Source organism: Enterococcus sp. E5-162, from assembly GCF_035725965.1.
In the GTDB taxonomy this organism is placed as follows: Bacteria; Bacillota; Bacilli; order Lactobacillales; family Enterococcaceae; genus Enterococcus_B; species Enterococcus_B lactis.
The window spans coordinates 24577-48224 of sequence record NZ_JAPRFV010000003.1 but is presented as its reverse complement, the minus strand read 5'-3'; the positions used below and the strand labels follow the sequence as shown (position 1 = coordinate 48224).

At 37.8% G+C, this 23648-nt stretch carries 27 protein-coding genes; 5 read left to right on the top strand and 22 right to left on the bottom strand.

The genetic code is table 11. The features are described 5' to 3' along the window. Nucleotides 1-166 precede the first annotated feature (166 nt). Both OZZ83_RS03805 and OZZ83_RS03800 read left to right on the top strand, forming a co-directional pair. The gene (locus tag OZZ83_RS03805; RefSeq protein WP_002289230.1) at nt 167-445 is read left to right on the top strand and encodes a hypothetical protein; all 279 of its coding nucleotides are present in this window, start codon (nt 167-169) and stop codon (nt 443-445) included. An 18-nt stretch (nt 446-463) separates the two neighbouring features. Further along, nucleotides 464-1672 (top strand): MFS transporter, encoded by a 1209-nt coding sequence (locus OZZ83_RS03800; protein WP_002290321.1) that lies wholly within the window; start codon nt 464-466, stop codon nt 1670-1672. A gap of 146 nt (nt 1673-1818) precedes the next feature. Here OZZ83_RS03800 and OZZ83_RS03795 read toward each other — a convergent pair whose 3' ends face one another. From OZZ83_RS03795 to OZZ83_RS03765, 7 genes are all read right to left on the bottom strand, one after another. Continuing rightward, nucleotides 1819-2184 carry a DUF2512 family protein gene (locus tag OZZ83_RS03795; protein ID WP_002289228.1) on the bottom strand — a complete coding sequence of 122 codons (366 nt, stop codon included), beginning with the start codon at nt 2182-2184 and terminating at the stop codon, nt 1819-1821. Between the two features lie 166 nt (nt 2185-2350). Next, entirely contained in the window at nt 2351-2596 is a 246-nt protein-coding gene (locus OZZ83_RS03790; protein ID WP_325066016.1) for a hypothetical protein, read from the bottom strand. 54 nt (nt 2597-2650) lie between these two features. Beyond that, nucleotides 2651-3052 carry a hypothetical protein gene (locus OZZ83_RS03785; RefSeq protein WP_002320697.1) on the bottom strand — a complete coding sequence of 134 codons (402 nt, stop codon included), beginning with the start codon at nt 3050-3052 and terminating at the stop codon, nt 2651-2653. Between the two features lie 21 nt (nt 3053-3073). Beyond that, nucleotides 3074-3322 carry a hypothetical protein gene (locus OZZ83_RS03780; RefSeq protein WP_002347887.1) on the bottom strand — a complete coding sequence of 83 codons (249 nt, stop codon included), beginning with the start codon at nt 3320-3322 and terminating at the stop codon, nt 3074-3076. Between the two features lie 138 nt (nt 3323-3460). Beyond that, nucleotides 3461-3787, bottom strand: a complete 327-nt coding sequence (locus OZZ83_RS03775) for a hypothetical protein (protein ID WP_002347886.1) — start codon at nt 3785-3787, stop codon at nt 3461-3463. 166 nt (nt 3788-3953) lie between these two features. Continuing rightward, nucleotides 3954-4316, bottom strand: a complete 363-nt coding sequence (locus OZZ83_RS03770) for a thioredoxin family protein (protein ID WP_278023455.1) — start codon at nt 4314-4316, stop codon at nt 3954-3956. A 333-nt stretch (nt 4317-4649) separates the two neighbouring features. After that, nucleotides 4650-4964 (bottom strand): hypothetical protein, encoded by a 315-nt coding sequence (locus tag OZZ83_RS03765; protein ID WP_002310229.1) that lies wholly within the window; start codon nt 4962-4964, stop codon nt 4650-4652. A gap of 377 nt (nt 4965-5341) precedes the next feature. Here OZZ83_RS03765 and OZZ83_RS03760 point away from each other — a divergent pair, with 377 nt between their 5' ends. After that, nucleotides 5342-6238, top strand: a complete 897-nt coding sequence (locus tag OZZ83_RS03760) for a helix-turn-helix domain-containing protein (protein WP_252711160.1) — start codon at nt 5342-5344, stop codon at nt 6236-6238. A gap of 92 nt (nt 6239-6330) precedes the next feature. Here the strand turns inward: OZZ83_RS03760 and OZZ83_RS03755 are convergent, their stop codons facing one another. The 4 genes from OZZ83_RS03755 to OZZ83_RS03740 form a co-directional block, all read right to left on the bottom strand. Beyond that, nucleotides 6331-6594 carry a type B 50S ribosomal protein L31 gene (locus OZZ83_RS03755; RefSeq protein ID WP_002290330.1) on the bottom strand — a complete coding sequence of 88 codons (264 nt, stop codon included), beginning with the start codon at nt 6592-6594 and terminating at the stop codon, nt 6331-6333. A 98-nt stretch (nt 6595-6692) separates the two neighbouring features. Beyond that, nucleotides 6693-7988: a transcription termination factor Rho gene (gene rho / locus OZZ83_RS03750; protein ID WP_002290332.1), complete on the bottom strand. Its 1296-nt coding sequence runs from the start codon at nt 7986-7988 to the stop codon at nt 6693-6695. Then, nucleotides 7985-9256, bottom strand: coding sequence for a UDP-N-acetylglucosamine 1-carboxyvinyltransferase (locus OZZ83_RS03745; protein ID WP_002290334.1), 1272 nt, complete (start codon nt 9254-9256; stop codon nt 7985-7987). The genes rho and OZZ83_RS03745 overlap by 4 nt, the downstream gene beginning before the upstream one ends. A 164-nt stretch (nt 9257-9420) precedes the next feature. Continuing rightward, complete coding sequence (locus OZZ83_RS03740; protein ID WP_002290335.1) at nt 9421-10290, bottom strand: class II fructose-bisphosphate aldolase; 870 nt, start codon at nt 10288-10290, stop codon at nt 9421-9423. Between the two features lie 102 nt (nt 10291-10392). On the opposite strand from OZZ83_RS03740, the gene OZZ83_RS03735 reads away from it, so the two are divergent. Next, nucleotides 10393-10605, top strand: a complete 213-nt coding sequence (locus OZZ83_RS03735) for a hypothetical protein (RefSeq protein WP_002316919.1) — start codon at nt 10393-10395, stop codon at nt 10603-10605. Here the strand turns inward: OZZ83_RS03735 and OZZ83_RS03730 are convergent. The 7 genes from OZZ83_RS03730 to OZZ83_RS03700 form a co-directional block, all read right to left on the bottom strand. Further along, nucleotides 10582-12192, bottom strand: a complete 1611-nt coding sequence (locus OZZ83_RS03730) for a CTP synthase (protein WP_002310226.1) — start codon at nt 12190-12192, stop codon at nt 10582-10584. The two genes, OZZ83_RS03735 and OZZ83_RS03730, sit on opposite strands and share 24 nt — an antisense overlap. Before the next feature lie 656 nt (nt 12193-12848). Next, nucleotides 12849-14189: a type I glutamate--ammonia ligase gene (gene glnA, locus OZZ83_RS03725; RefSeq protein WP_002287001.1), complete on the bottom strand. Its 1341-nt coding sequence runs from the start codon at nt 14187-14189 to the stop codon at nt 12849-12851. 27 nt (nt 14190-14216) lie between these two features. Beyond that, entirely contained in the window at nt 14217-14609 is a 393-nt protein-coding gene (locus tag OZZ83_RS03720; RefSeq protein WP_325066011.1) for a MerR family transcriptional regulator, read from the bottom strand. Nucleotides 14610-14837: 228 nt separating this feature from the next. Next, nucleotides 14838-16067 carry a GTPase HflX gene (hflX, locus tag OZZ83_RS03715; protein WP_123861053.1) on the bottom strand — a complete coding sequence of 410 codons (1230 nt, stop codon included), beginning with the start codon at nt 16065-16067 and terminating at the stop codon, nt 14838-14840. Between the two features lies 1 nt (nt 16068). Further along, on the bottom strand, nt 16069-16986 hold the full coding sequence (gene miaA / locus OZZ83_RS03710) for a tRNA (adenosine(37)-N6)-dimethylallyltransferase MiaA (RefSeq protein ID WP_002310224.1): 918 nt from the start codon (nt 16984-16986) through the stop codon (nt 16069-16071). Between the two features lie 3 nt (nt 16987-16989). Further along, nucleotides 16990-17727 (bottom strand): glycerophosphodiester phosphodiesterase, encoded by a 738-nt coding sequence (locus OZZ83_RS03705; protein ID WP_002290344.1) that lies wholly within the window; start codon nt 17725-17727, stop codon nt 16990-16992. 90 nt (nt 17728-17817) lie between these two features. Then, nucleotides 17818-18345 carry a hypothetical protein gene (locus OZZ83_RS03700; protein ID WP_002289403.1) on the bottom strand — a complete coding sequence of 176 codons (528 nt, stop codon included), beginning with the start codon at nt 18343-18345 and terminating at the stop codon, nt 17818-17820. Nucleotides 18346-18524: 179 nt separating this feature from the next. On the opposite strand from OZZ83_RS03700, the gene clpP reads away from it, so the two are divergent. Continuing rightward, nucleotides 18525-19118, top strand: coding sequence for an ATP-dependent Clp endopeptidase proteolytic subunit ClpP (clpP, locus tag OZZ83_RS03695; RefSeq protein ID WP_002289402.1), 594 nt, complete (start codon nt 18525-18527; stop codon nt 19116-19118). A 101-nt stretch (nt 19119-19219) separates the two neighbouring features. Here the strand turns inward: clpP and OZZ83_RS03690 are convergent, their stop codons facing one another. From OZZ83_RS03690 to efrA, 4 genes are all read right to left on the bottom strand, one after another. Next, a complete protein-coding gene (locus OZZ83_RS03690; protein ID WP_002310223.1) occupies nt 19220-19705 on the bottom strand; it encodes a gamma carbonic anhydrase family protein in 486 nt (161 codons plus the stop codon). Nucleotides 19706-19854: 149 nt separating this feature from the next. Next, complete coding sequence (locus OZZ83_RS03685) at nt 19855-20052, bottom strand: hypothetical protein (RefSeq protein WP_002310222.1); 198 nt, start codon at nt 20050-20052, stop codon at nt 19855-19857. 93 nt (nt 20053-20145) lie between these two features. Next, entirely contained in the window at nt 20146-21906 is a 1761-nt protein-coding gene (gene efrB, locus OZZ83_RS03680; protein WP_002310221.1) for a multidrug efflux ABC transporter subunit EfrB, read from the bottom strand. Beyond that, a complete protein-coding gene (gene efrA, locus OZZ83_RS03675) occupies nt 21903-23633 on the bottom strand; it encodes a multidrug efflux ABC transporter subunit EfrA (RefSeq protein ID WP_002314241.1) in 1731 nt (576 codons plus the stop codon). The genes efrB and efrA overlap by 4 nt, the downstream gene beginning before the upstream one ends. Nucleotides 23634-23648: the final 15 nt, after the last annotated feature.

Below are 23648 nucleotides of genomic sequence, written 5' to 3'. Positions count from 1 at the left end.
CTAAAAAGATCATACAGTACTTTAAAACTTTTTAAAGTCCAAAGGTATTTTACTAATGATATTAACATTTGTTAAGTACCTTTTTCCATCACTTATGCGATTTTTTTCCTTTTTTTTATTCGTTATACTGCAGAAGTAAAATTTTTTAAGAATAGAGGGAAAAAACATGAATTACTGGATGAACACAATCATTAATCGATTAGAAACAGCATATCAAACAAGATTTGACATGAAAGCTTCTTTAGTCTTTTTAAATGATGCGTATCAAAACTCGATCGAATTGATCAAAGCAGTGGATGAGAATCCAACAAACGAATGCGAAGAATTTTTAAACCTGTTTATGTCTACACGGGATTTATTTATTCGCCAACTTGTTGATCGCTATCCATCCAATTATCACGATGTAGAAGTTCAAATACAAAAATTAAAAGCATATTCAGCTTAAGGGGAATGTATAACATACATGGAAAAGAAATTATTTAATAAATATTTTATCGGAATCACATTGATCAATTTTATTGTCTACCTGATTTATTATCTGTTGATGGTCATCATGGCAGTCATTGCGCAAGACACATTACACGCCAGCTTGAGCCAAGCAGGTTTTGCTTCTGGAATATATATCATCGGAACATTGCTGGCACGCTTATTCATGGGGAAACAGTTAGAACTATTTGGTCGGAAGTTTACCTTAAGAGGCGGCGCGATTTTCTATCTTCTGACAACATTAGCTTATCTTTATACACCAACTATCGGGGCATTGTATTTAGTTCGATTCTTGAATGGATTTGGTTACGGTACAGTTTCTACAGCTACAAATGCTATTGTTACTGCATATATCCCTGCATCTAAAAAAGGGGAAGGCATCAATTATTACGGATTAAGTACTAGTTTAGCTGCCGCTGTTGGACCATTTTTAGGAATGATTTTGCTGAATATGACTGACTTTCGTTTCATTATTTGGTTTTCAATTGTACTGGTCTTCTTTGTTACAATTGCCTGCCTTGTCTTTCCTGTAAAAAATATTCCATTATCTGAAGAACAAAAAACATCTCTTCGTTCATGGAATATCAATAGTTTTATTGAAAAGAAAGCACTTTTCATTACAGGAATCGCCTTTTTGATGGGTCTTTCTTATTCAAGTGTTTTATCATTTTTATCTTCTTATACAAAAGTAATCCACTTAGTTGCTGCTGGGTCATTTTTCTTCGTCGTATATGCTTTGGTCATCACATTTACACGTCCATTGACTGGAAGGATTTTCGATGTCAAAGGAGAACAATACGTGATGTATCCTAGCTATTTATTCTTAACAGCAGGATTATTTTTACTGAGTGTAACGACGAATAGTGTGACATTGCTTATTTCTGGAGCATTAGTCGGTTTAGGTTATGGTACGTTCATGTCAAATGGACAAGCTGTCTGTTTGAAGATCGTAAAAGAACACCGCATCAGTATTGCTTTGTCTACCTACTTTATTGGTTTAGACCTAGGCTTAGGCGTTGGTCCTTATTTGATGGGGATGCTAAAATCTCTTACTTCATTTAGAGGATTGTATGTGATTGCCGGAGTCATTCCATTGGTATGTACAGCACTCTATCTTGTTAATGGCCGAAAACATAGTCATGAAGCAGAGGGCGAATTGATTGAATCATTGAAAAATGAAATTTGATCTTGATGAATAGATAAAAAAACCGTTCAGATCTGAAAATGATCTGAGCGGTTTTTTGAGTAAAAATAGTTTATGATTATTCTTAATTAAACATCTATTTATTTTTAAAGCTTTCATTTATCGATAAGAATAGTTTAACTGTTGATTTATTCCATTTTCCGTTCATCTGGTACGATTCCTTGACTTAACAACCACTTGTGGAAGAACCATTCTGCCACACCAATCAATAGAGCAGGAATCAAGACTTTCATCCAAATATCGACTGTATCATTCATAAAGTATAGATAGAGCCACAAGATAACTGCAGCTGAACCAGCATCTGCGATCGTTGCTGCGATGTTTCCTACTTTACGTAAGATCAACAGATCCCCTAGCACATAGATCATCACTACGATAATTACCCCAACAATCGTTGAATCCATAAAGCTAACACCGTATAAACCGGTCAGCACGACCCAAAGAATTGCCCAGATCATGATTGCCTTCACTACCAACGCCTTCACATGTTTCATTTTCTGCACTCCTTTCTTCTGGATAAAAAAGTAAGGTTATCTAACAAGATAACCTTTTCGTTATTATACCATATTATACCATCGGCTAAGAGAAGCGAGCAAAGATAAGGTCCTATCTAAGAAAATGAAAAAATGGGAAAACACCTTAGAATATTCACGCAATAATTCATCCATACAGACATTCGATATGGTGTTCCTTTACTTTCTCATACTGTTCTTTTGCCAGTTCGTTACTTGTCACCAGATAATCGATTTCATGAAAAGCAATGGCTTGATGCATGAATTTATGTGCGATTTTTTGCTGTGTAACTAAAAAGGCAAGCCGGTCTGCTTGTTTTCTATTTTTAGGTAAATGGTTTTTTACTTCGAAATAACCCCTCTTCATTTTGTTAATATAAGGTGTTTTTATCACTTGTCTTATAGCAAACTCTTGAATTTGCTCTCATTTATAATTATTCTAATTTCTTTACTTTTTTATTAACTCTATTCCCATAGCATTTGAAGTCGTTCCAGAATCTAGCTTACTGCGTATAACGAATATACGCTCATCATCTCTCTTATCCAATGTGTAGGCCCATTGATTATCTTCACAATATATCGTCAACCCATCATTTACTTTTATGCCTGTGAAAGCACCATTAAACTGGTGTTTATCATACGAAATGTCTATTGAATGTTTATCAATGTTGATTGTCCACATTGATTCATCTCCCGTATATACCCATTCTCCACAAAAAAAAGTTAGCTGCTCCCATTCTTCCTTTGATAATTCTAGTTCTTTTTTCTTCGGTTGACTAGCGGGAGAAGAACAAGCCGTACATAATAATATTGTTACTAGAATAAGAGAAGAAATTTTTTTATACTTCACTCCTAACACCCCTAATGCTATTTATAGATAATGCCAAGAAAATAATCCTGAATCTTGTTTGAATACCACCCCATGAGTACTAATCAAATGACTGGAAGGGTCCAGTAGATCATATCCATAGCTTGAATTACTCCATGGATTCCATACGGAAATCGTTTTATAAAAATCAAAGTTAGCGTACCCTCTAACAACAAGCGCATGCCTATCCTTCCCTCTAGTTTGTTTTAGCGCAGATACCCAATATGGCCGATTCGCATTAATTTCAAGCATCGTTCCTTCTGCTGTAGCTGTCCCCCATCTATTTGAAATACTATGAAATCCATAAGAATTAGCCTAGCTAATACATTGGATATTTGAGGCAGATTCATCTGCTAAATTGGATGAACTTGGATACAAGGTTGACATCATCTATCGTGCAGTAGGAAAACTTTTCTTGGTTTGATAACGGATAATAGCTGTAGTAGCGTATGCTGCACACCATGAAGTTTTCCCTTGATTTTCAAGAAAATCCAAGTTTAGATACTTTTGTCCATATGCTTTGGATAACCTATCAATAGTTTGACTATCCGTAGATAAGCTAAAAATAAATTTGTTCTCGCACTCATTTGTCAATGTACGAAAATTGAAATTACTTAATTTTAATTCGCTAGGACTGACAAAGTATCCATAGGCAAACGAAACCGCTAACAAAAGCACTTGCTTAGAATAATTCTCTAAGTAACGTAAATCCACCATTTTAATTATTTTCCCTAATTTTTTCCAAGATCAACTCAATATCTTTTCTTAATTGTGCTATTTGTCGTCGCGTATCATCATTATTTTTTTGAAGTATTTTCAGAGCGTAAAGACAAAATACTAAAAATAAGCCTAGAAGTATCATGCTATATATAGGGATAAACAACTATGCATCCTCCTCAAAAATAGTTTTATTATTTTCTAAAAATTCAGAAATAGCTTTTTCAGTGTAAACACCATCTAATCTATCAACTAAAACACCTTTAGAAATCATTAATAATGAGGGTACTACAGTTAAATCAAGCTTTTTAGCTACTTCCTCTAAGCTCTTTTCATCTTCGTTTCGAGCTATATCAGTTCTATAGTAGCTGGCTTTTACTCCTACACTTTTTAATATGTTTCGAAGGGTAGGTTCAATTTCTTGGCATTGAATGCAAGTCGGTCTACCTACATATAATAAGAAAGTATCAGAACCTTCAAGCTTTAATTTTAACACTTCTGTCTTTATCTCAGGTAGAATATTATTCATACCAAATCTGCCCGTTTGAAAAAAAACCAACGAGAATGCTACTACAAAGAGACATAGAAACGATATAATTATTCTGCTAGTTTTAATCGACTTTTTCACATCTCATCAATCCAATCAAAGTTTAAAACAAGCCACTACAGAACTCATCGTCCCAGTGCCTAAAGCTACGAAACCTCCAATACAAGCAGCACAAATAACTGGTATAGCTGGGCACGAACCAACACAAGCTCCTGCAATGATAGTCGCAACGTATTTACTAATACCAAGAACAACAACAATACAAGCAATTTTAGCAGCAACACCTCTACTCTGAGGTAACAAAACTCCTTGCTTTTATACATTTTGCATGTCCTTCTTAATTTGCTCGTTAGATAAAAACTCTTCATTAAGTAAATCAGATTTCATCAATTTACCGTTTACATAAGATTCAATTTGAATTTTATTGTTCAACCCTCGACTAATAATAGTTTCTTGATATCCTTCATTTTCTCCATTCTGACTGTAAGTAACCGTCAAATTACTAAATAAATTATAATCATCATCTACTATGGGCACCGTGATCGTATAAAAATCCTTTGAATTTTCTGTAACTTGTAGAACTTTTGCGTTTGTTAAATCCAATGAGCTTTTTGGTACATGAATAATCATATTTCTATTGCGTAATTCATTTGAAATCTTGACTTCATATCATTAGTTACTATTGTGCTTACTAACTTTGTAGTTTCCGTAATATCAAACAACTTCGTGAATATATCTAATTTTTCATCCGTAAAATCTGAAATCATTTTTTCATTTGTTGTCTTAGAATTAACTACTTTGCTTGCAGAAACATTTAGAACTGGGATAAATAATCGATCGACAATCTATCCACCACCCAAATAACAACCTATCCCCGATTTTCAATATTAAATACACACCTCCCGTGTTTTTATTTTATCTACTATGTTATTATGATTAAAAATACGTATTATTTTCATTTTATGATTAATTTGCGCATAACAATTATAAAAGAACGGAGCGGTGATATGGATAGCGGGGAATTGCTTAAGAAGTTGCGTGTAGAAAGAGGTATCTCTCAAAAAAATTTAGCTCACAATATAACAACAAGAAATACATTATCTAGATATGAAACTGAAAAAAATAGCATAACTTTTGTTATTTTATTGGAATTTCTTGATAAATTGAATATAACCATGGATGAATTTGTCTTATATCTAGAATTTGATAGCATACGAAAGAAAAATAAAAAGATAAAAGATTTTATTAAAGCTACTAGAGAGAATAGAGGATCACGGAAGTATACTTTAGAAATCATTCGAAAAAAAGCAAATACTACACGAGACATTGTTGATATTCGCAACTATTTAATCATAAAAACTTTTGATTGGTATACTCTGCCCATAGAAAAACGTAAGCTGAATAAAAATGATAAAAAACACTTGGATCACTTTGCCAATTATTTAGAAAAAGTAAATGAGTGGGGAAGATTTGAAATGATCAGTTTTAGCTCATTACTATTTCTTTTTGATACAAACTATATTTCCCAAAGGCTTACAGAAATCGAACGCAAAATTGAAAAATACAACGATTTTGAAATATTTCATCCGATATTATCCAGTCTTTATAATAATGCTTTTCTTTTAATGTTAGAACGCAAAAATATTCACTTTTCTAAACAATACTTACAAAAATTTGAAGCTACTCATCATAGATTATTGTTTGCAAAAGATACTCAGATATCCATTCAATTTTATAAGGCATTAATCTGTCATATAGAAGGAGATAGCATCAAAGGACGAAAACGAATAATGAAAATTTTACAAGGACTAGAATTATTAGAGATGGATAGTTTAATCAATGAATTTAAATTTGATTTAATAAAATTCGAAAAAATTTACTGTATCCCACCCATTTTTGAGTAACGATATCCATCTATTCATTATGGTCAAAAACGAAAAAAAACAGACTATCCCTATCGGATAGTCTGCTAAACGTTGAATTATCAGCGTTTTTATTATTCCGCAGCGTTTGCGTCTTTGAGACCGTATTTTTTGTTGAAACGGTCCACACGTCCGTCTGCTTGTGTGAATTTTTGACGTCCAGTGTAGAATGGATGTGAGTCAGAAGTTACTTCGACACGGATGACTGGGTATGTATTACCGTCTTCCCATTCAACTGTTTCTTGTGAAGTTTTTGTTGAACCTGACAAGAATTTGAAACCAGTTGTTGAATCCATGAATACTACTGGGTGGTAATCTGGATGGATGTTTTCTTTCATGATTTTTTCGCTCCTTTGCCCTGCTCCATTTGCTGAACCAGAGTTGATTTGTCGATTTACAACATTAACATCTTAACATGTTTCAGTCAAGGTTGCAATTATCTTTTCAGATTTCTGGTCGGATTTTTTTTACCAAAGGAGACATCTTGAAATTCTTTGAAAAATTGCTGATTGTTTTTTGTTTTACGCAAAAAGCGGATCAGTTGTTCCGTATATTCTAATGAATCTCCAGTCATATTTTTTCGAAGTTTCCAAATTTCTTCTAGTTCTTCACTTGGCATCAATAATTCTTCTTTTCGGGTACCTGATTTTTTGATATCGATGGCTGGGAAGATCCGACGTTCGGATAACTCGCGTGAAAGTTGTAATTCTAGATTTCCAGTTCCTTTGAATTCTTCATAGATCACGTCATCCATGCGGCTTCCTGTATCGACTAAAGCGGTCGCTAAAATCGTCAAACTGCCACCTTCTTCGATGTTTCTTGCCGCCCCGAAAAATTTCTTAGGTTTATACAATGCGGCTGGGTCAATCCCGCCACTCAATGTACGTCCGCTTGGTGGAACGACTAAGTTATAGGCCCGAGCAAGTCTAGTAATACTATCCATCAAGATAACGACATCTCGTTTATCTTCGACTAAACGCATTGCACGTTCCAATACTAATTCAGAAACTCGAGTATGGTTTTGCGGCTGCAGATCAAATGTAGAAGATACCACGTCGCCTTTCACGCTTCGTTCTAAATCCGTTACTTCTTCCGGACGTTCATCAATCAGCAGAACGATCAATTCTACTTCCGGATAGTTTTCGGTGATACCATTTGCGATTTCTTTTAATACAGAAGTTTTCCCTGCTTTTGGTGGTGCGACGATCAATCCACGCTGACCAAAACCGATTGGAGAGAAGATATCGATCATTCGGGTAGATAGTCTTTGCGGTGTTGTTTCCAGTTGAAGCTGTCTTTGCGGATAAAGAGGTGTTAAGGCTGGAAAATGCGGACGTTCTTTTGCTTCTTCCGGATCTTTTCCATTAACGCTTTCCACGTGCATCAAACCATAATAACGTTCCGATTCTTTAGGCGGACGGGCTTTTCCTGCCACTTTGTCCCCATTTCTCAAACTGAATCGTCTGATTTGTGAGGCAGAAATATAGATATCTTCTGCACTTGGTCCATAATTAATTGGCCGTAAAAAACCGTAACCATCTTGACCAACGATATCTAATATCCCTTCCATATAATAAAATCCTTGTTTCTCAGCTTGTGCACGAATCACAGCTAGAGATAATTCCTTTTTGTTCATCTTACTGTAATAAGGAATTTTAAATTCTTTGGCATAACTATAAACTTCTTTTAACGTTTTGTTCTCTAGTTCTGCCATTGTCAAATAATCGCTCATTCAGCTCCCACTTCCTCTATCATTTCGATTGATGCCCCTAAGGCTGTTAGTTTCTCGATAATATGATCATAACCGCGTAAGATATAATCTACGTTATAAATCGTCGTTGTTCCTTCTGCTAATAGTCCGGCAATCACTAAACAAGCACCTGCCCGAAGATCGGAAGCCACGACTTCTGTTCCGTGAAGTTTATTTGGACCATTCACGATGATCATATTTCCTTCCACGGTAATATCAGCGCCCATTCGAGCTAATTCAGGCACGTGATTCACCCGTTTCGCATAGATCGTATCGATGATTTCTGAAGTGCCTGCGGTCATCAATAGCAACGCAGTGAGTGGTTGCTGCAGATCTGTGGCAAATCCTGGATAAGGATAGGTCATGATATTTGCGGCTTTTAATTCTTTTGAGGGGTAAACTTCGATTTCATCTTCGCTGATTTTCATATGGACGCCAATTTCCTGCAATTTTGCTATAAAACTTTCCAAATGTTCAAAAATCACATTTTTCACTTTGATACCTTTTCCTGCTGCAGCTGCTAATGCCAGATAGGTTCCTGCTTCGATACGGTCAGGAATCATGAAATGACGACAGCCATGTAATGCTTCGACTCCTTCGATACGGATCACATCTGTACCCGCTCCTCGAACTTTTGCCCCCATATTATTCAGTAAAGTTGCCACATCGATGATTTCCGGTTCTCGTGCAGCGTTTTCAATTACTGTCTGTCCCTTTGCTTTTACAGCAGCTAACATCACATTGATTGTAGCTCCGACTGAAACCACGTCCATAAAAATCCGATTGCCATGCAACCCTTCATTTTCTGTCCGTAAATACATGGCACCATGTTCATTTGTCACTTCAGCACCTAGAGCTTCAAATCCTTTGACGTGTAGATCAATCGGTCTAGGACCTAAATAACAGCCTCCTGGCAGGCCTACCACCGCTTCCCCAAATTTACCAAGCAGTGTTCCCATAAAATAATAAGACGCACGCAAACTATTGATTTTTCCGTGCGGCATCGGAACCGATACGATTTCTCGAGGGTCAATTTCTAGTATGTTGTTGGAAAAATGGACCGTTGCGCCCATAATCTCTAAAATTTCAATTAATGAATGAACATCTTGTATGTCCGGCACACCTTCCAAGATCACTGGGGAATCAGCTAAGATTGCAGCTGGAATCAATGCGACTGCACTATTTTTTGCACCGCTGATCGTTACTTCGCCAGCTAAAGGTCGGTTTCCTTTGATTACGATTTTTTTCATCTGTTTCCACCTTGTTTATTAATCTTTTTTCATGGATATGCTTGTATTTTATCATAGATAAAAAAAAGAAACGAGCATGGTCTGCCGTTTTAAGTAAAAAAGAATGGAGAACGACTTCAAAAGTCGTTCTCCATTCCTATACATCGTATCTGTTATGTGGATGCTTACGCTTTGTTAGCTGAACCAAACCAGTCGATATGAGCTTTCGCATCTTCAACGATTGCTGCTTTACCTGGAGCTAATAATTTACGAGGGTCGAATCCTTTACCTTCTTTATCTTTACCAGCTTCGATATATTTACGAGTAGCTGCAGCAAATGATAACTGGAATTCAGTGTTAACATTTACTTTTGAGATACCCATTGAGATAGCTTTTTCGATTTGATCTTGAGGAATACCTGATCCGCCATGTAATACTAAAGGCATGTCTGGACCTACAGCATCAGCAATTGCTTGTAAGTGGTCAAATGCTAATCCTTTCCAGTTTTCTGGATATTGACCGTGGATGTTACCGATACCGCAAGCTAAGTAGTCGATACCTGTAGCAACCATTTGTTTGCATTCTTCGATGTCAGCTAATTCGCCGTTACCAATGATTCCGTCTTCTTCTCCGCCGATTGAACCAACTTCACATTCAACTGAGATACCTTTTGCGTGTGCTTTTTCAACAACGTCTTTAGCTAATTTCAAGTTTTCTTCGAATGGTAGATGTGAACCATCGAACATTACTGAAGTATAGCCTAGTTCGATACATTCCAAAGCAGCTTCGTAGTCACCATGGTCTAAGTGGATAGCAACTGGAACAGTGATGTTCATTGCTTCAACTAAATCAGTGATCAAATCTTTACAGATTTTGTAACCACCCATGTATTTAGCTGCACCCATTGATGTTTGGATAAGTACTGGTGCTTGTTTTGCTTCAGCCGCTTCAAGAATTGCTTGAGTCCATTCCAAGTTGTTTGTGTTGAACCCGCCGACAGCGTAACCGCCTTTACGAGCAGCTTTTAAAAATTCAGCTCCTGATACTACTGGCATAATAAAATTCCTCCTAAGTTTTGTAAAACTAAATTTGTTAAGACAATTCTTAACCAACGACCCTATTTTACCAAACATTTCGGTAGTTTTCTACTAAAATCAATGAAAATGAAAATTTTCAAGAAGTTTTTTGCAAAAAATAAAATGCTTAATCGCTCTTTACTCAAAAAAAGTCTTTTACTTCCTATCTTTTTTCCTATAAATAATAACAAATCAGAAAAAGAGAAAAGTAACAAGAAAATTGCTTATCCCCTTCTCTTGCTACTTTTCTCTTTCTATCAAGCTAAAAAATTATTTTGTTTCATGATCTGCTAATGATGCTCCGACAAATGCTTTGATTAATTTTTGCGGACGATTTGGACGAGAAATCAATTCTGGGTGGAATTGGCATCCCACAAAGAATTTCTTCTCTGGCAGTTCTACGATTTCTACTAAACGGTTGTCTGGTGAGACACCTGAAAAGACTAGTCCTTGTTCTTCAAACATTTGACGATATTTGTTGTTGAACTCATAGCGGTGACGGTGACGTTCTTGCACAACATCAGCTCCATCATATGCTTCAGCCGTCTTCGTTCCTTTTTTGATTTTACATGGGTATAATCCAAGGCGTAAAGTTCCACCCAAATTCTCGATGTTTTCCTGATCAGCCATTAAATCAATAATGTTGTTTGCTGTATCTGGATTCGTTTCAGCTGATGCCGCATCTTCCAACCCAACGACGTTACGTGCAAATTCGACACAAGCCATCTGCATACCAAGACAAATCCCTAAAAATGGAACGTCATTTTCGCGAGCATAACGAATTGCTTCGATTTTCCCTTCTACTCCGCGATCGCCGAAACCGCCAGGAACTAAGATTCCATCTGCATCTTTCAAACGTTCTTCTACATTTTCTCTCGTTAATTCTTGTGCTTTGATCCAATCGATCTCGATATCTGAATTATAGGCGAATCCAGAATGTTTCAATGCTTCAACTACTGAGATATATGCATCTGGTAACTCGACGTATTTACCGACAAGTGCGATCCGTACTTTTTTCTTCAAGTTCAAGACACGTTCTTCTAATTCTTTCCATTCTGTCATGTCTGCTTCTGGTGTATCTAATTTTAAATGGTCGCAAACGATTTGATCCATTCCTTGTGCTTGTAAAACTAACGGGATGGAGTAAAGTGTATCTACATCTGGCGACTCGATGACTGCTTCTGGCTCGACATCACAAAATTGTGCCAATTTGTTTTTCACGCTTTGAGAAACAGGTTGCTCTGTACGTACCACCAAAATATTCGGTTGGATACCTAAACCGCGTAGCTCTTTTACACTGTGCTGCGTTGGTTTAGTTTTCATTTCTCCAGCAGCTTTCAAGTAAGGGATCAATGTTGTATGGATATACATAACATTATCTGTACCGACATCTGCCTTCATTTGACGAAGTGCTTCAAGGAATGGCAAAGATTCTATATCCCCTACTGTTCCTCCTACTTCTGTAATGATCACATCTGAATCAGTCATTTTAGCTGCTCGCATGATTTTTTCTTTGATCTCATTTGTAATATGAGGAATAACTTGAACTGTTGCTCCCAAGTATTCGCCCTTACGTTCTTTACGCAAAACTTCAGAATAGATTTTTCCTGTCGTCACGTTGGAGTATTTGTTCAAATTGATGTCAATAAAACGTTCGTAGTGGCCCAGATCCAAATCTGTTTCAGCACCATCATCTGTTACGAATACTTCTCCGTGCTGATATGGGCTCATCGTCCCTGGATCCACATTGATGTATGGATCAAATTTTTGGATAGTTACTTTTAAGCCGCGGTTTTTCAATAAGCGTCCTAAAGAAGCTGCAACAATCCCTTTTCCGATTGATGAAACGACACCGCCGGTCACAAAAATATATTTTGTCATAAGTTCAAAAACTCCTTTTTAATTTATGTGCAGGAAAAGTCTCAGAAAATAAACAAAGCTCCCTATTCTTCAATAAGAATAGGGAGCCGAAATTTCTGTAAACTTCTGACCCTATAAAAGGGTGCCCAAGGTGTATAATACAAGCTGACTGAGGGAAAGTCAAGTACTCAAATGAAGGCTATCCGCTTACAATTTTTCTTTTTCGATATCCTTTGAGAAATTATTTCTTAAGTCCTTTATGAGTGCAAAAAAATTTAACCCACATAATAGGCTTTAGATAAACATAGCTAACGTTAAACTTAAGCAAATCAGGAAATCTTTACTGAAAAATTTTAAGTGAAACAATAGATAAAAAATAAGGAGGTGCGACAAACGTCGTGCCCCCTTTATTTCTAAATAAACGGTGTTCAAAAGCCAGTTTCTCGGTATTAAGCCAAATTTATGCAAAAATTTGAGGAACCATTTTCACAAAATTTTTCTTAATACTCGAAACTAAACGTCTTTTTCACAACCTCTTGATAAACGGTGTTCAATCAGCTGACCCTCGGTATTAGCTCAAAAAACGGCAAAATATGAGGAACTATTTTGCCGTTTGTTTCTCTAATACTCAGGTCAAACCGCTGATTTCACAACCTCTAATTCACGGCATTCCTCTTTTAATAAAGTTCTAGATATTGTTCTCTTTCCCACTCGGAAACAGTTTGTCTGAATGCCGCCCATTCGAGACGTTTTGCTTCAACAAAATTTGAGAAGATATGTTGTCCTAATGCATCAATCATTACATTATCCTTACGTAATTCCTTGATAGCATTATGGATAGTTGAAGGTAAGTCTTGGATATGTGCAGCTTCTCTTTCTTCCTCATCCATGACATAAATGTTACGGTCAACAGCGGCTGGCGGTGTGATCTGATTACGGATACCGTCTAGTCCTGCTTGCAATAATACTGCCATTGCCAAGTATGGGTTTGCAGATGGATCAACTGAACGCAATTCCAGACGTGTGGACAAACCGCGAGATTCTGGTACACGTACTAATGGCGAACGATTACGACCGCTCCATGCGACATAAACAGGCGCTTCATAACCTGGAACGAGACGTTTATAAGAATTGACTGTTGGATTGCAAACGGCTGTATAGGCACGAGCATGTTTCAGCAAACCGCCTAAGAAATGATACGCTGTTTCACTTAGTTCCAATTCACCGTCTTTATCATAGAAGACATTTCCTTCATCATTGAATAAAGACATATTGCAATGCATACCAGAACCATTGATTCCAAATAACGGTTTCGGCATGAAAGTTGCGTGAAGTCCGTGCTTGCGTGCAATCGTTTTGACAACGAGCTTGAAGGTTTGGATATTATCACAAGCATCTACTACATCCGCATATTTAAAGTCAATTTCATGCTGTCCTGGCGCTACTTCATGATGTGAAGCTTCTACTTCAAAGCCTAAGCTTTCTAATTCCAACACGATGTCACGGCGGCAATTTTCACCTAAATCTGTTGGTGCAAAATCAAAATAACCACCTTTATCATTCAAGGTCGTTGTGATCCCACCGTCTTCGTCTAATTTAAATAAGAAAAATTCTGGTTCAGGTCCTAAATTGAAAGAGGTAAAACCAAGGTCGCGCATGTCTTTCAATGCTCGTTTCAAATTCCCACGAGGATCACCGGCAAATGGTGTCCCATCTGGATTATAGATATCACAAATTAAACGAGCAACTTTTCCATGAGCACTTTCCCATGGGAAGATCATCCAAGTGGAGAGATCTGGATACAAATACATATCGCTTTCTTCAATTCGAACAAATCCTTCAATCGAAGAACCGTCAAACATCATTTTGTTTTCTAACACTTTGTCGATCTGGCTCACTGGAACTTCTACATTTTTAATCGTACCTAAGATGTCTGTGAACATCAATCGTAAAAATCGTACATTTTCTTCCTCAATGATTCGTTTGATCTCTTCACCTGTTATCTGTTTCTTTACCATGGTATCCCTCTTCCTTTTTTAATTTATTCAGTCAAAGAATTGTCTTTGCAATCCTTGCGACTGATAATGACCTGTTTTGCTTAACCCACCTTGCGCAAAAATCTCATCACGAAAAATTTGTCGAACGTCATGATCTGTCAACGGCTTCTTGCTTTTTGCTTCTTGTTTTTTCGCCTGTGCCATTTCGTATACACGTTTGATCCCAGCCATGTTTAACCCGTCTGAAAGATAATCTTTGATCTCAAGCAGCATATCGATATCATTCAACGAATACATGCGGCGATTTCCTTCACTTCGTTCCGGATGAACTAAATCTTGTTCTTCATAGTAGCGAATTTGCCGAGCAGATAAATCAGTCAGCTTCATAACTGTACCAATTGGAAATACGGACATAGATCGGCGCAATTCCTTTTCTCCCATCAGACGTCCCCTTTCGTTTTATAAGTTGGCTAAAGTGTACCAATTAAAAAAAATATTGTCAACTGCATATGTTAGGTTTTCTAACATGAGACCTCTATTTTTTTATAAAATAACAAAAAACATGAAAGCAAAAAAAGGTATCTAGTTGATTTTCGTACCAGATACCTTTTACTTTTATTGTACTATGCTATTCTTTCTCAGTGATTTTTATTGTAAAAAAACAAAATTTTATTTGCTTTTTCTCAACCATTTTGAATCATTTTTTGCAAAGCCTCTCACTTCATACTCGTTTGATTCTTCCATGTAGGCTTCGTCCAAAACCATCGTTTGTCTTCTCAACTCACTTAATTTCTGTCCTTCATTGCTTGGCACAGACAGTGTATAAGGTGTCATCAGTTCCATCAGTTGACGCTTGATTGCTTCGATCAATGCCGTCTTCCCTTCTTTCGTTTGAGCAGAAATCAAGACATTAGGGAATAATGTGGGCGTAAACATCGCTGGATCAATCTGGTCTGCCTTATTGTAAACAGTCAGTATCGGCATTTCTTTCATATTCAATTCATCCATCAATTTTAGTACAGTCTGCTCCTGTAAAATGCGATCTGGAGAACTGGCATCGACTACATGCAACAAAAGATCCATATTCTGACTTTCTTCTAGCGTAGAATGGAAAGCATCGATCAGTTGCGTAGGCAGATCTTGGATGAACCCGACGGTATCTGTTACTGTAATCTCAAATCCTTCAGCAAAACGCCATCTTTTAGTCAATGGATCTAACGTTGCAAACAACTGATCTTTTGAATAAGTATCCGCTTGTGTCAATAAATTCAAGATGGTTGATTTTCCAGCATTCGTGTAGCCTATAAGACCAATCTGAAAAATCTCACTGTTTTTTCTTTTTTGACGATTGCGCTCTCGATGGGCTTCTACTTCTTTCAATTCTTTCTTAACAGCAAAAATTTTATTCCGTATATGTCGGCGGTCTGTTTCTAACTTTGTTTCACCTGGTCCTCTTGTTCCAATCCCACCACCAAGACGAGACAATGTTTTCCCTTTCCCCACTAAACGAGGCAGAAGATATTCTAACTGAGCAAGTTCAACTTGCAGCTTTCCTTCTTTCGAACGAGCACGCATCGCAAAAATATCTAGGATCAGCTGTACTCGATCAATCACCGGAAGGCCAACAGCATCCGTAATCAGTTGACTCTGTCTCGGAGTCAGTTCATGATTAAAGATGATCAAATCTGCTTCATGCGCATCTGCTTTTTGAACTAATTCTTGTAATTTCCCTTTCCCGATAATCGTTTGCCGATCTACTTGTGGTCTCTTCTGTGTAATTGTGAATACGACTTCTCCTGATGCGGTGTTCGTCAGCTGAACTAGCTCTTCCATTGACTCTGAAAAGTAACGCTGGTTTGCTTCGGTTTCTACCCCTACGATGATTACTTTTTCTTCCATTTTATTCCGCCTCCAGCCATTTTTTGATTGTTTGCTCAATCTGACTTTTTTGATTTGGCTCACTTATAAGATCAAACCACTGTGCATCCAAACGGTTCCGAAACCACGTTAACTGACGTTTCGCGTATCTTCTCGAATGTAGTTTGACTTGTTCTGTTGCTTCTTCCAATGTTTCTTTCCCTTCAAAATAAGGAAAAAATTCTTTATATCCAATCCCTTGACTGGCTTGGACTTCTCCAAGCTCATATACCTTACGTGCTTCTGCTACCAAGCCTTCTGCTAGCATCAAATCGACTCTGTGATTGATTCGATCATACAGGATATCACGCTTCGTATCTAACCCAATCATGAGGTAATCATATAATCGCTTTGGCTCTTCTTTAGGTGCCGTGATACTATGCCCTGTCGTCTCCAAAACTTCCAGAGCTCTTATCACTTTGCGTTGATTGTTCCAGTGGATTTTCTCAGCAGCTGCCGGATCTTTTTCTTTCAACTGATTCCATAACGCTTGGGAACCAATTGTCTCGGCTAACGTTTCATACTTTTTTCTAATCTCAGGATTCGCTTCTTCTGTCGCCCCTAACTGGTAATCGTATAGAAGAGATTGGATATACAGACCCGTGCCACCAGCTATGATAGGTAGATGCTCTCGGTTCGCAATCTCAGTAATCAATTGTCGACCTGAACGCTGAAAATCAGCGGCTGAGTAATGTTGAGTAGGTTCGATCACATCAATCAAATGATGCGGAACATCATTCATCTCTTCTTCTTTGATTTTTGCTGTACCGATATCCAGATTTTTATAGATTTGCAATGAATCACCGCTGATGATCTCTCCTCTAAATAGTTGTGCGAGTTCCACACTTAGCGCTGTTTTACCGACTGCTGTCGGACCGACGATCACTAATACTTTTTCCATATTTTACCTACTTTTCGTTGATTGTTTCCACCGAAGAGCTTTCTCCGGAAAATCAGTTATTATTCCATCTATTTTGAGTTCTTGACATTTGGCCATTTCTTCTTCATCATTGATCGTCCATGCACGAATTGCTTTTGGAAAATCAGCTGCCTGGACAGGATGTTCGAACAACCAAGTATTTTTTGGATGTACTCCTTCTATATAAGGGGTTTCTGCTGCTAGTTGGATCTTTTTATCAGAAGTACTCATCAATAAGTCCAGCTGTATCTCTGGTTCCAATAACGCGATTTTTTCCAAAGAAGCCAAATGAAAGCTGCAATATGCATGTTGAAAAGGCCAATCTCTGCTTTTTAATGTTTCGGCTAATTTTTCTTCGATACCGGGATATTCATACTGATCAGTTTTAATTTCAATCATTAGCATCCCTCGGTAATTTTTTTGGAGAAGCAGTCCTAAAACTTCTTTCAATTCAGGGACTTTAGCTGCTGGAAATTCTTTGCTGAATTTGCCTCCTGCATTCAATTTTTTGAGTTCTTCCAATGTTTTTTCTCGAATCAGCCCTTTACCGTTAGTCGTCCGATCCACTTCTTCATCATGCATAACGATCAAATAACCATCTTTGCTTAGATGAACATCTAGTTCGATACCATCTGCACCCACTCGTACAGCTTCTGCAAATGCAGGAAGCGTATTTTCTGGGTGGGTACCGCTGCTTCCGCGATGAGCATAGATTTGTAACATCTTTCTTCACTCCGTTCAATTCTATTGTATCATTAAGAAAAAAAGAAAGCATTGCCACGCTCTCATGTGCAACGGCAATACTTCAAAATATCAGCTCCAAACATCATCTTTCGAGAAGAAACCAATCGGCTGGCGCGTCATAGTCTTCAACTGTGCTTTTTTTTCATTGATCATTTCAGTCAAACTATCCGTAAAATTCTCTAAAATCACGCGTCCGCCTTTATAAGCATATCCACCAATCTTCATTGTTTCATCTGGAGATAAAATCACTTTTCGATGGGAGATGTTCTTAAACAGCTCGTCTAAAATATAATTTGGCAGATAAAAACTATTCTGCGCTGAAAATGATTGGAGATATGCAAAATCGTCAATCGTGATATAACAATCATCGAATGCATCAAAGCTGACATATTCTTCCATCAGCGTCGTCCGTTTTTGCAAGATCTCGTTGATCTTTTTATTTAATTGGTTCAGCGTCTCGATTTCTTTGACTTTCAATTCCAATTCACGTCTACGCTGTTCTTTATTTTCCAAGTGACGCATTTGCAGTATCATGCCGATATAGACAACTACAGCACCCGTCAACACGCCGATAAGACCGGTAATACCAACTATCAATCTGTTGTTCCTCCTTGTTTTGCTTCTCTGCTTATCATACCATAAAGCAGGTTTATGCGACTAATTTGCCTAAGTTTTTTATTTGACCTTTTTTGACCAAAAATGTATACTACTTTTTAGGTATTAGAAACTAAATTATGGTACACTATTTCTAAACGAAACCAAGGAGGAACTCTATTATGAATTTAATTCCTACAGTCATTGAACAATCATCACGAGGCGAAAGAGCTTATGATATCTACTCACGTTTATTGAAAGACCGTATCATCATGTTAAGCGGCCAAGTAACTGATGATCTTGCTAATTCGATCATCGCCCAATTGCTTTTCTTAGATGCTCAAGATTCTGAAAAAGATATCTATCTTTATATCAATTCTCCTGGTGGTTCAGTTACAGCAGGTATGGCTATCTACGACACAATGAACTTTGTCAAAGCTGATGTCCAAACAATCGTTATGGGTATGGCTGCTTCAATGGGAAGCTTCTTGCTGACAGCTGGTACAAAAGGGAAACGATTTGCTTTACCAAATGCTGAGATTATGATCCATCAACCTCTTGGCGGCGCTCAAGGTCAAGCAACCGAAATCGAAATTGCGGCACGTCATATTTTACAAACACGCGAACGCTTAAACAAAATTTTAGCTGAACGCACTGGCCAACCGCTTGAAGTGATTGAAAAAGATACAGACCGTGACAACTATATGACAGCTGAACAAGCAAAAGCATATGGATTGATTGATGAAGTCATGGAAAACAGTTCTTCATTAAATTAATCTGTTTCAAAGGAAGCTTTTTAAGCTCTCTTATCTAAACCAAAAAAAGGATGGCCAGCTCAAACTGACCATCCTTTTTTTATTTTTATGGATGCTACTGCCTATCTTTGCTCCTTGAATTTTCCTTGCGCATGCATCCGACCTATTTCGACATAATGCTGGATGTTTTCTTTGTTTTTTTGGATTTCTTCTTTTGTTAAAGGTCGGATCACTTTAGCTGGGCGACCAAACGCCAAGACATTAGGAGGAATAACTTTTCCTTCTGTTACTAATGATCCAGCACCAATCAAACTATTCTCACCAATAACCGCATGATTCAATATCGTGGTTCCCATCCCGATCAGTGCCCCTTTTTCGATTGTACAGCCATGTAGCATGCACTGATGTCCTACCGTCACATTCTCCGCAATATCCACAGGTGCATCATGATCGACATGGACGATTGTACCATCTTGGATATTCGTTCTTTGTCCTACTTTTATCCAATTACTGTCCCCGCGTAAAACTGCTTGATACCAGATCGTCACATCTTCTGACAATGTCACGTCACCAATCACTGTAGCATTTGATGCTATAAACCGTTCCATCTCTATTTTCTCCTTTCGTTTTTTGTAGAAACTAATCCTATTGAATAAATGTATCATAGCATATATTTATTTTATAAGAAAAAAACAGGTAAAACCTGCTCAGTCCAGATGCCTATTTGCGCTATCTGGTAAACTGACGTTTTACCTGTTTATTGTACCTCTATATTTTCTTCTATTACTTTCTTCAAAACTAATTCGTACACTTCGATTTGTGCTGCCAAGCGTTCGATTTGAAACTCATTTTCAAAAAAATCAGCTGAATCAAGTGGTTTTGTCTGACAGACGTGCGTTAAACGATCAATTTCTCTTTTGGCTTCAGTGATTTTTTCATTTAAAAACTGTTCCATCTCCGTGCCCTCACTTTTTTTGATAACTTACTTTACCATTATCAAGAAAGGAGAACAAAAAATAAGTTTCAAACTGTTTTATCCTTCTATGATTTATCCTGCTTCCTCAGCAAATTGGCTGTTATACAGTTTTTCATAAAATCCGCCTTGTGCCAATAAACTCTCATGTGTTCCTTTTTCAATGATCTGACCTTGATCCATCACTAGAATCAGATCTGCATCGCGTATCGTCGATAAACGGTGAGCAATGACAAAACTTGTCCGCCCCTCCATCACGCGATCCATCGCTTTTTGAATCAACGCTTCTAAACGAGTGTCTACTGAACTTGTCGCTTCATCCAAAATCAAAATTTTAGGATCTGAAACCACTGCTCGGGCAATCGTGAGTAACTGTTTTTGTCCTAAAGACACATTGTCTCCCTCAGCATTTATGGGCATCTCATATCCATCTGGCATTGTCCGGATAAAATGGTCTACGTTTGCTGTTTTTGCAGCATCTACTACTTCATAATCTGTCGCATCAAGCTTTCCGAAACGGATATTATCGGCAATCGTTCCTTGATAGAGCCATGCATCTTGTAAGACCATACCAAATAGCGAACGGACGTCACTGCGGCTCATTGATTTGGTATCAATCCCGTCGATCCTGATAGCTCCTTTGTCTACGTCGTAAAAACGCATCAATAGATTGATCAAGGTCGTCTTGCCGGCACCGGTCGGACCGACGACAGCCACGGTTTGACCTGCTTTCACTTCAAAGTTCAAATCTTGAATCAATGGTTTCTTCGGATCATACGCAAAATCGACATGATCGAATGTCACATCTCCTAAAATCGTTTCTGGCAGTGAAACATCTACTTTGTTTTCTTTTTCTTCTGGCTCATCTAAAATCTCGAATACACGTTTTGTTGCCGCTGATGCACTTTGCAAAACAGAAGACAATTGGGTCACGTTCCCCATCGGCTGGCTGATTTGCCAAATATATTGGATGAATGCCTGAAGTTGACCAACAACGATCGCCCCAGTAATAACATAGAAACTTCCTAGAACAGCCATACCAATATAAGTAGCATAGGCAGTTAGTTGAACTAATGGCATCATCAACCCAGAAATGAACGCTGCGCGGAACCCAAAGTATTTCAAGCTGTGATTTACTTTTTTGAATCCTTCCAATGTTTCTTTTTCGCGTCCGTATACTTTCAATACACTGAAACCTGTCATATTTTCTTGAACGTAGCCGTTTAGCTCACCAAGCGAATTCTGCATGCTTTGAAAATATTTCTGCGAAGCATTGATTACTCGTTTGGAGATCCAGATCGATGTTGGAATCATGATCATAGAGATCAGCGCCATCATCGGCTGGATATAAAACATCATTGCTGCAGCCAACGTAATTCCCAATATCGCATTTACGATTCCAATAAAAGCTTGTTGTAAAGCACCGCTGACTGCATCTACATCATTCGTCACACGAGACAAAATATTTCCTTGTTGGTTTTTATCGAAATAAGAAACCGGAAGGCGATTGATTTTTTCTTCTATGTCTCTTCGCAAATCATGCATGGCACTTTGAACGACATTTGTCATCAAAACCCCAGAAAGCAATTGCGAAATACAATACCCTATTCCGACCACTGTGATCCAAATAAGACATTTGAATATATAAGAAAAATTGATTGATTCGCCATTGGCAATATTACGACTGATTTCTGTAGTAGGAAGTCCTGTAACATATGGCAAAGCCACGTTGAAAGCCACTGTCAGAACTGTAAATAGGATCACTAGAAGAAATGTCCCACGATACGGTCTGATATATCGAGCTAAACGTTTTAAGGAAGAAAAGGTTTTTTTCATGCTAGTTCCTCCTTTGATAATTGAGAAGCGGCAATATCATAATAAATCGGGCATTTTTCCAACAACTCCCGATGTGTCCCCATACCGACGACTTCTCCTTCATTTAATACGATGATCTTATCTGCATGCATGATCGTTCCCACACGTTGTGCTACGATCAACACAGTAGACTCTGTTGTTTCTTTTTTCAGACGAGCACGTAACTTCGCATCCGTTTGATAATCTAATGCAGAAAAGCTGTCATCAAAAATATAGATTTCCGGACGGCGTATGATGGCTCTGGCTATTGCCAATCGTTGTTTTTGTCCACCTGAAAAATTGGAACCACCTTCTGATAAATGTTCGTCAAATCCATCTGGTTTTCGAGAAATGAATTCTGAAGCTTGAGCAATCTCAGCTGCACGTTCCATTTCTTCTTGTGTGGCATCTTCTTTCCCGTATCGCAAATTATCGGCAATCGTTCCAGTAAATAGCAGCGCTTTTTGCGGAATAAACCCAATCTTATCTCGCAACTTGCTTAACCGATAATCTCTCACGTCTACTCCATCGACCAAGATCTTTCCTTCACTCACATCATAAAAGCGAGGAATCAATTGAATCAACGTAGATTTTCCGCTACCGGTACTTCCAATAAAAGCAACGGTTTCTCCTGGAGAGGCTGTAAAACTGACATTTCGAATCACTGGCTCTTGCGAATGGCCTGGATAAGCAAATGTTACATTTTGAAATTCGATATACCCTTTAGTCTTCGTATCCGATATACCATTTGGATCTTCTACAATCGAAGGTTTGGCATCTAGTGCCTCTTGGATACGTCCAGCTGAAACGGCTGCTCTTGGATACATCATGAACACACTGGCAAATAACATGAATGAGAATAAGGCATGGAATATATACTCGATAAATGCAATCAAATCTCCTACCCGAAGTTCGCCAGCATCGATTTGCACTGCCCCGCTCCAAATGATCAATACCATCACGATATTAAATAAGAAATAAAAACCTGGTTGTGCAACAGCCATCAAACGGAACAAGCTTTTCGAACTAGCAGCATAATTCTCGTTGACTACAGCAAAGCGTTTTTCTTCAAACTTTTCATTAACGAATGCACGAATCACACGCAATCCTGAAAGGTTTTCCCGCAAGATACTATTGATTTTATCTAAGTTTTTTTGTTGTTTTTTAGATAACGGCTCAGACACCTTAGCAATCGCTACGACCGCCAATAATAGCAAAGGCAATGCGCCTACTACATACAAGCTGAGTGTCACACTTGTACGCATGACCATGTACAAACTGACAACGAACATCATCGGCGCCATGAAACCGATACGCAAAATATTTTGCAGGAACAACATGATCTGATAAGCATCATTTGTTGTACGAGTAATCAAGGAAGATACGCCTAAATTTTCGTACTCCTGATGCGAATAGCTTTGGATCTTTTCGAACAAATCATCTCGAATATCTGCTACGATATTGGTCGTGATCCTCGAACCAAAATAACCTAACAAGATATTCAAAATAATACCGATTACGGTAATAACGATCATAAATATCCCTTGCTGTTTCACATAATCAAAATCATCATTGCGGATTCCTACATCAATCATACGTGCTAAAATCGTAGGAAGTCCTAATTCAATCAAAATAAAACCGAATACGCATATGAAATTGAAAAACAAGAATTTCTTATAACGCATGGTATAATGCCACATTAGTTTCACTTTCTCATCTCCTTT

Bases quoted from the DNA above. Each gene is read 5' to 3' on its own strand.
- OZZ83_RS03755 (WP_002290330.1), bottom strand. From the start codon at position 6,594: ATGAAAGAAAACATCCATCCAGATTACCACCCAGTAGTATTCATGGAT.
- hflX (WP_123861053.1), bottom strand. From the start codon at position 16,067: ATGGAAGAAAAAGTAATCATCGTAGGGGTAGAAACCGAAGCAAACCAG.
- OZZ83_RS03760 (WP_252711160.1), top strand. From the start codon at position 5,342: ATGGATAGCGGGGAATTGCTTAAGAAGTTGCGTGTAGAAAGAGGTATC.
- miaA (WP_002310224.1), bottom strand. From the start codon at position 16,986: ATGGAAAAAGTATTAGTGATCGTCGGTCCGACAGCAGTCGGTAAAACA.
- OZZ83_RS03730 (WP_002310226.1), bottom strand. From the start codon at position 12,192: ATGACAAAATATATTTTTGTGACCGGCGGTGTCGTTTCATCAATCGGA.
- OZZ83_RS03780 (WP_002347887.1), bottom strand. From the start codon at position 3,322: ATGCTTGAAATTAATGCGAATCGGCCATATTGGGTATCTGCGCTAAAA.
- rho (WP_002290332.1), bottom strand. From the start codon at position 7,988: ATGAGCGATTATTTGACAATGGCAGAACTAGAGAACAAAACGTTAAAA.
- glnA (WP_002287001.1), bottom strand. From the start codon at position 14,189: ATGGTAAAGAAACAGATAACAGGTGAAGAGATCAAACGAATCATTGAG.
- clpP (WP_002289402.1), top strand. From the start codon at position 18,525: ATGAATTTAATTCCTACAGTCATTGAACAATCATCACGAGGCGAAAGA.
- OZZ83_RS03800 (WP_002290321.1), top strand. From the start codon at position 464: ATGGAAAAGAAATTATTTAATAAATATTTTATCGGAATCACATTGATC.
- OZZ83_RS03735 (WP_002316919.1), top strand. From the start codon at position 10,393: ATGAAAATGAAAATTTTCAAGAAGTTTTTTGCAAAAAATAAAATGCTT.
- OZZ83_RS03775 (WP_002347886.1), bottom strand. From the start codon at position 3,787: ATGGTGGATTTACGTTACTTAGAGAATTATTCTAAGCAAGTGCTTTTG.
- OZZ83_RS03770 (WP_278023455.1), bottom strand. From the start codon at position 4,316: ATGAATAATATTCTACCTGAGATAAAGACAGAAGTGTTAAAATTAAAG.
- OZZ83_RS03740 (WP_002290335.1), bottom strand. From the start codon at position 10,290: ATGCCAGTAGTATCAGGAGCTGAATTTTTAAAAGCTGCTCGTAAAGGC.
- OZZ83_RS03685 (WP_002310222.1), bottom strand. From the start codon at position 20,052: ATGGAACAGTTTTTAAATGAAAAAATCACTGAAGCCAAAAGAGAAATT.
- OZZ83_RS03745 (WP_002290334.1), bottom strand. From the start codon at position 9,256: ATGAAAAAAATCGTAATCAAAGGAAACCGACCTTTAGCTGGCGAAGTA.
- OZZ83_RS03765 (WP_002310229.1), bottom strand. From the start codon at position 4,964: ATGATTATTCATGTACCAAAAAGCTCATTGGATTTAACAAACGCAAAA.
- efrB (WP_002310221.1), bottom strand. From the start codon at position 21,906: ATGAAAAAAACCTTTTCTTCCTTAAAACGTTTAGCTCGATATATCAGA.
- OZZ83_RS03720 (WP_325066011.1), bottom strand. From the start codon at position 14,609: ATGGGAGAAAAGGAATTGCGCCGATCTATGTCCGTATTTCCAATTGGT.
- OZZ83_RS03690 (WP_002310223.1), bottom strand. From the start codon at position 19,705: ATGGAACGGTTTATAGCATCAAATGCTACAGTGATTGGTGACGTGACA.
- OZZ83_RS03705 (WP_002290344.1), bottom strand. From the start codon at position 17,727: ATGTTACAAATCTATGCTCATCGCGGAAGCAGCGGTACCCACCCAGAA.
- OZZ83_RS03795 (WP_002289228.1), bottom strand. From the start codon at position 2,184: ATGAAACATGTGAAGGCGTTGGTAGTGAAGGCAATCATGATCTGGGCA.
- OZZ83_RS03805 (WP_002289230.1), top strand. From the start codon at position 167: ATGAATTACTGGATGAACACAATCATTAATCGATTAGAAACAGCATAT.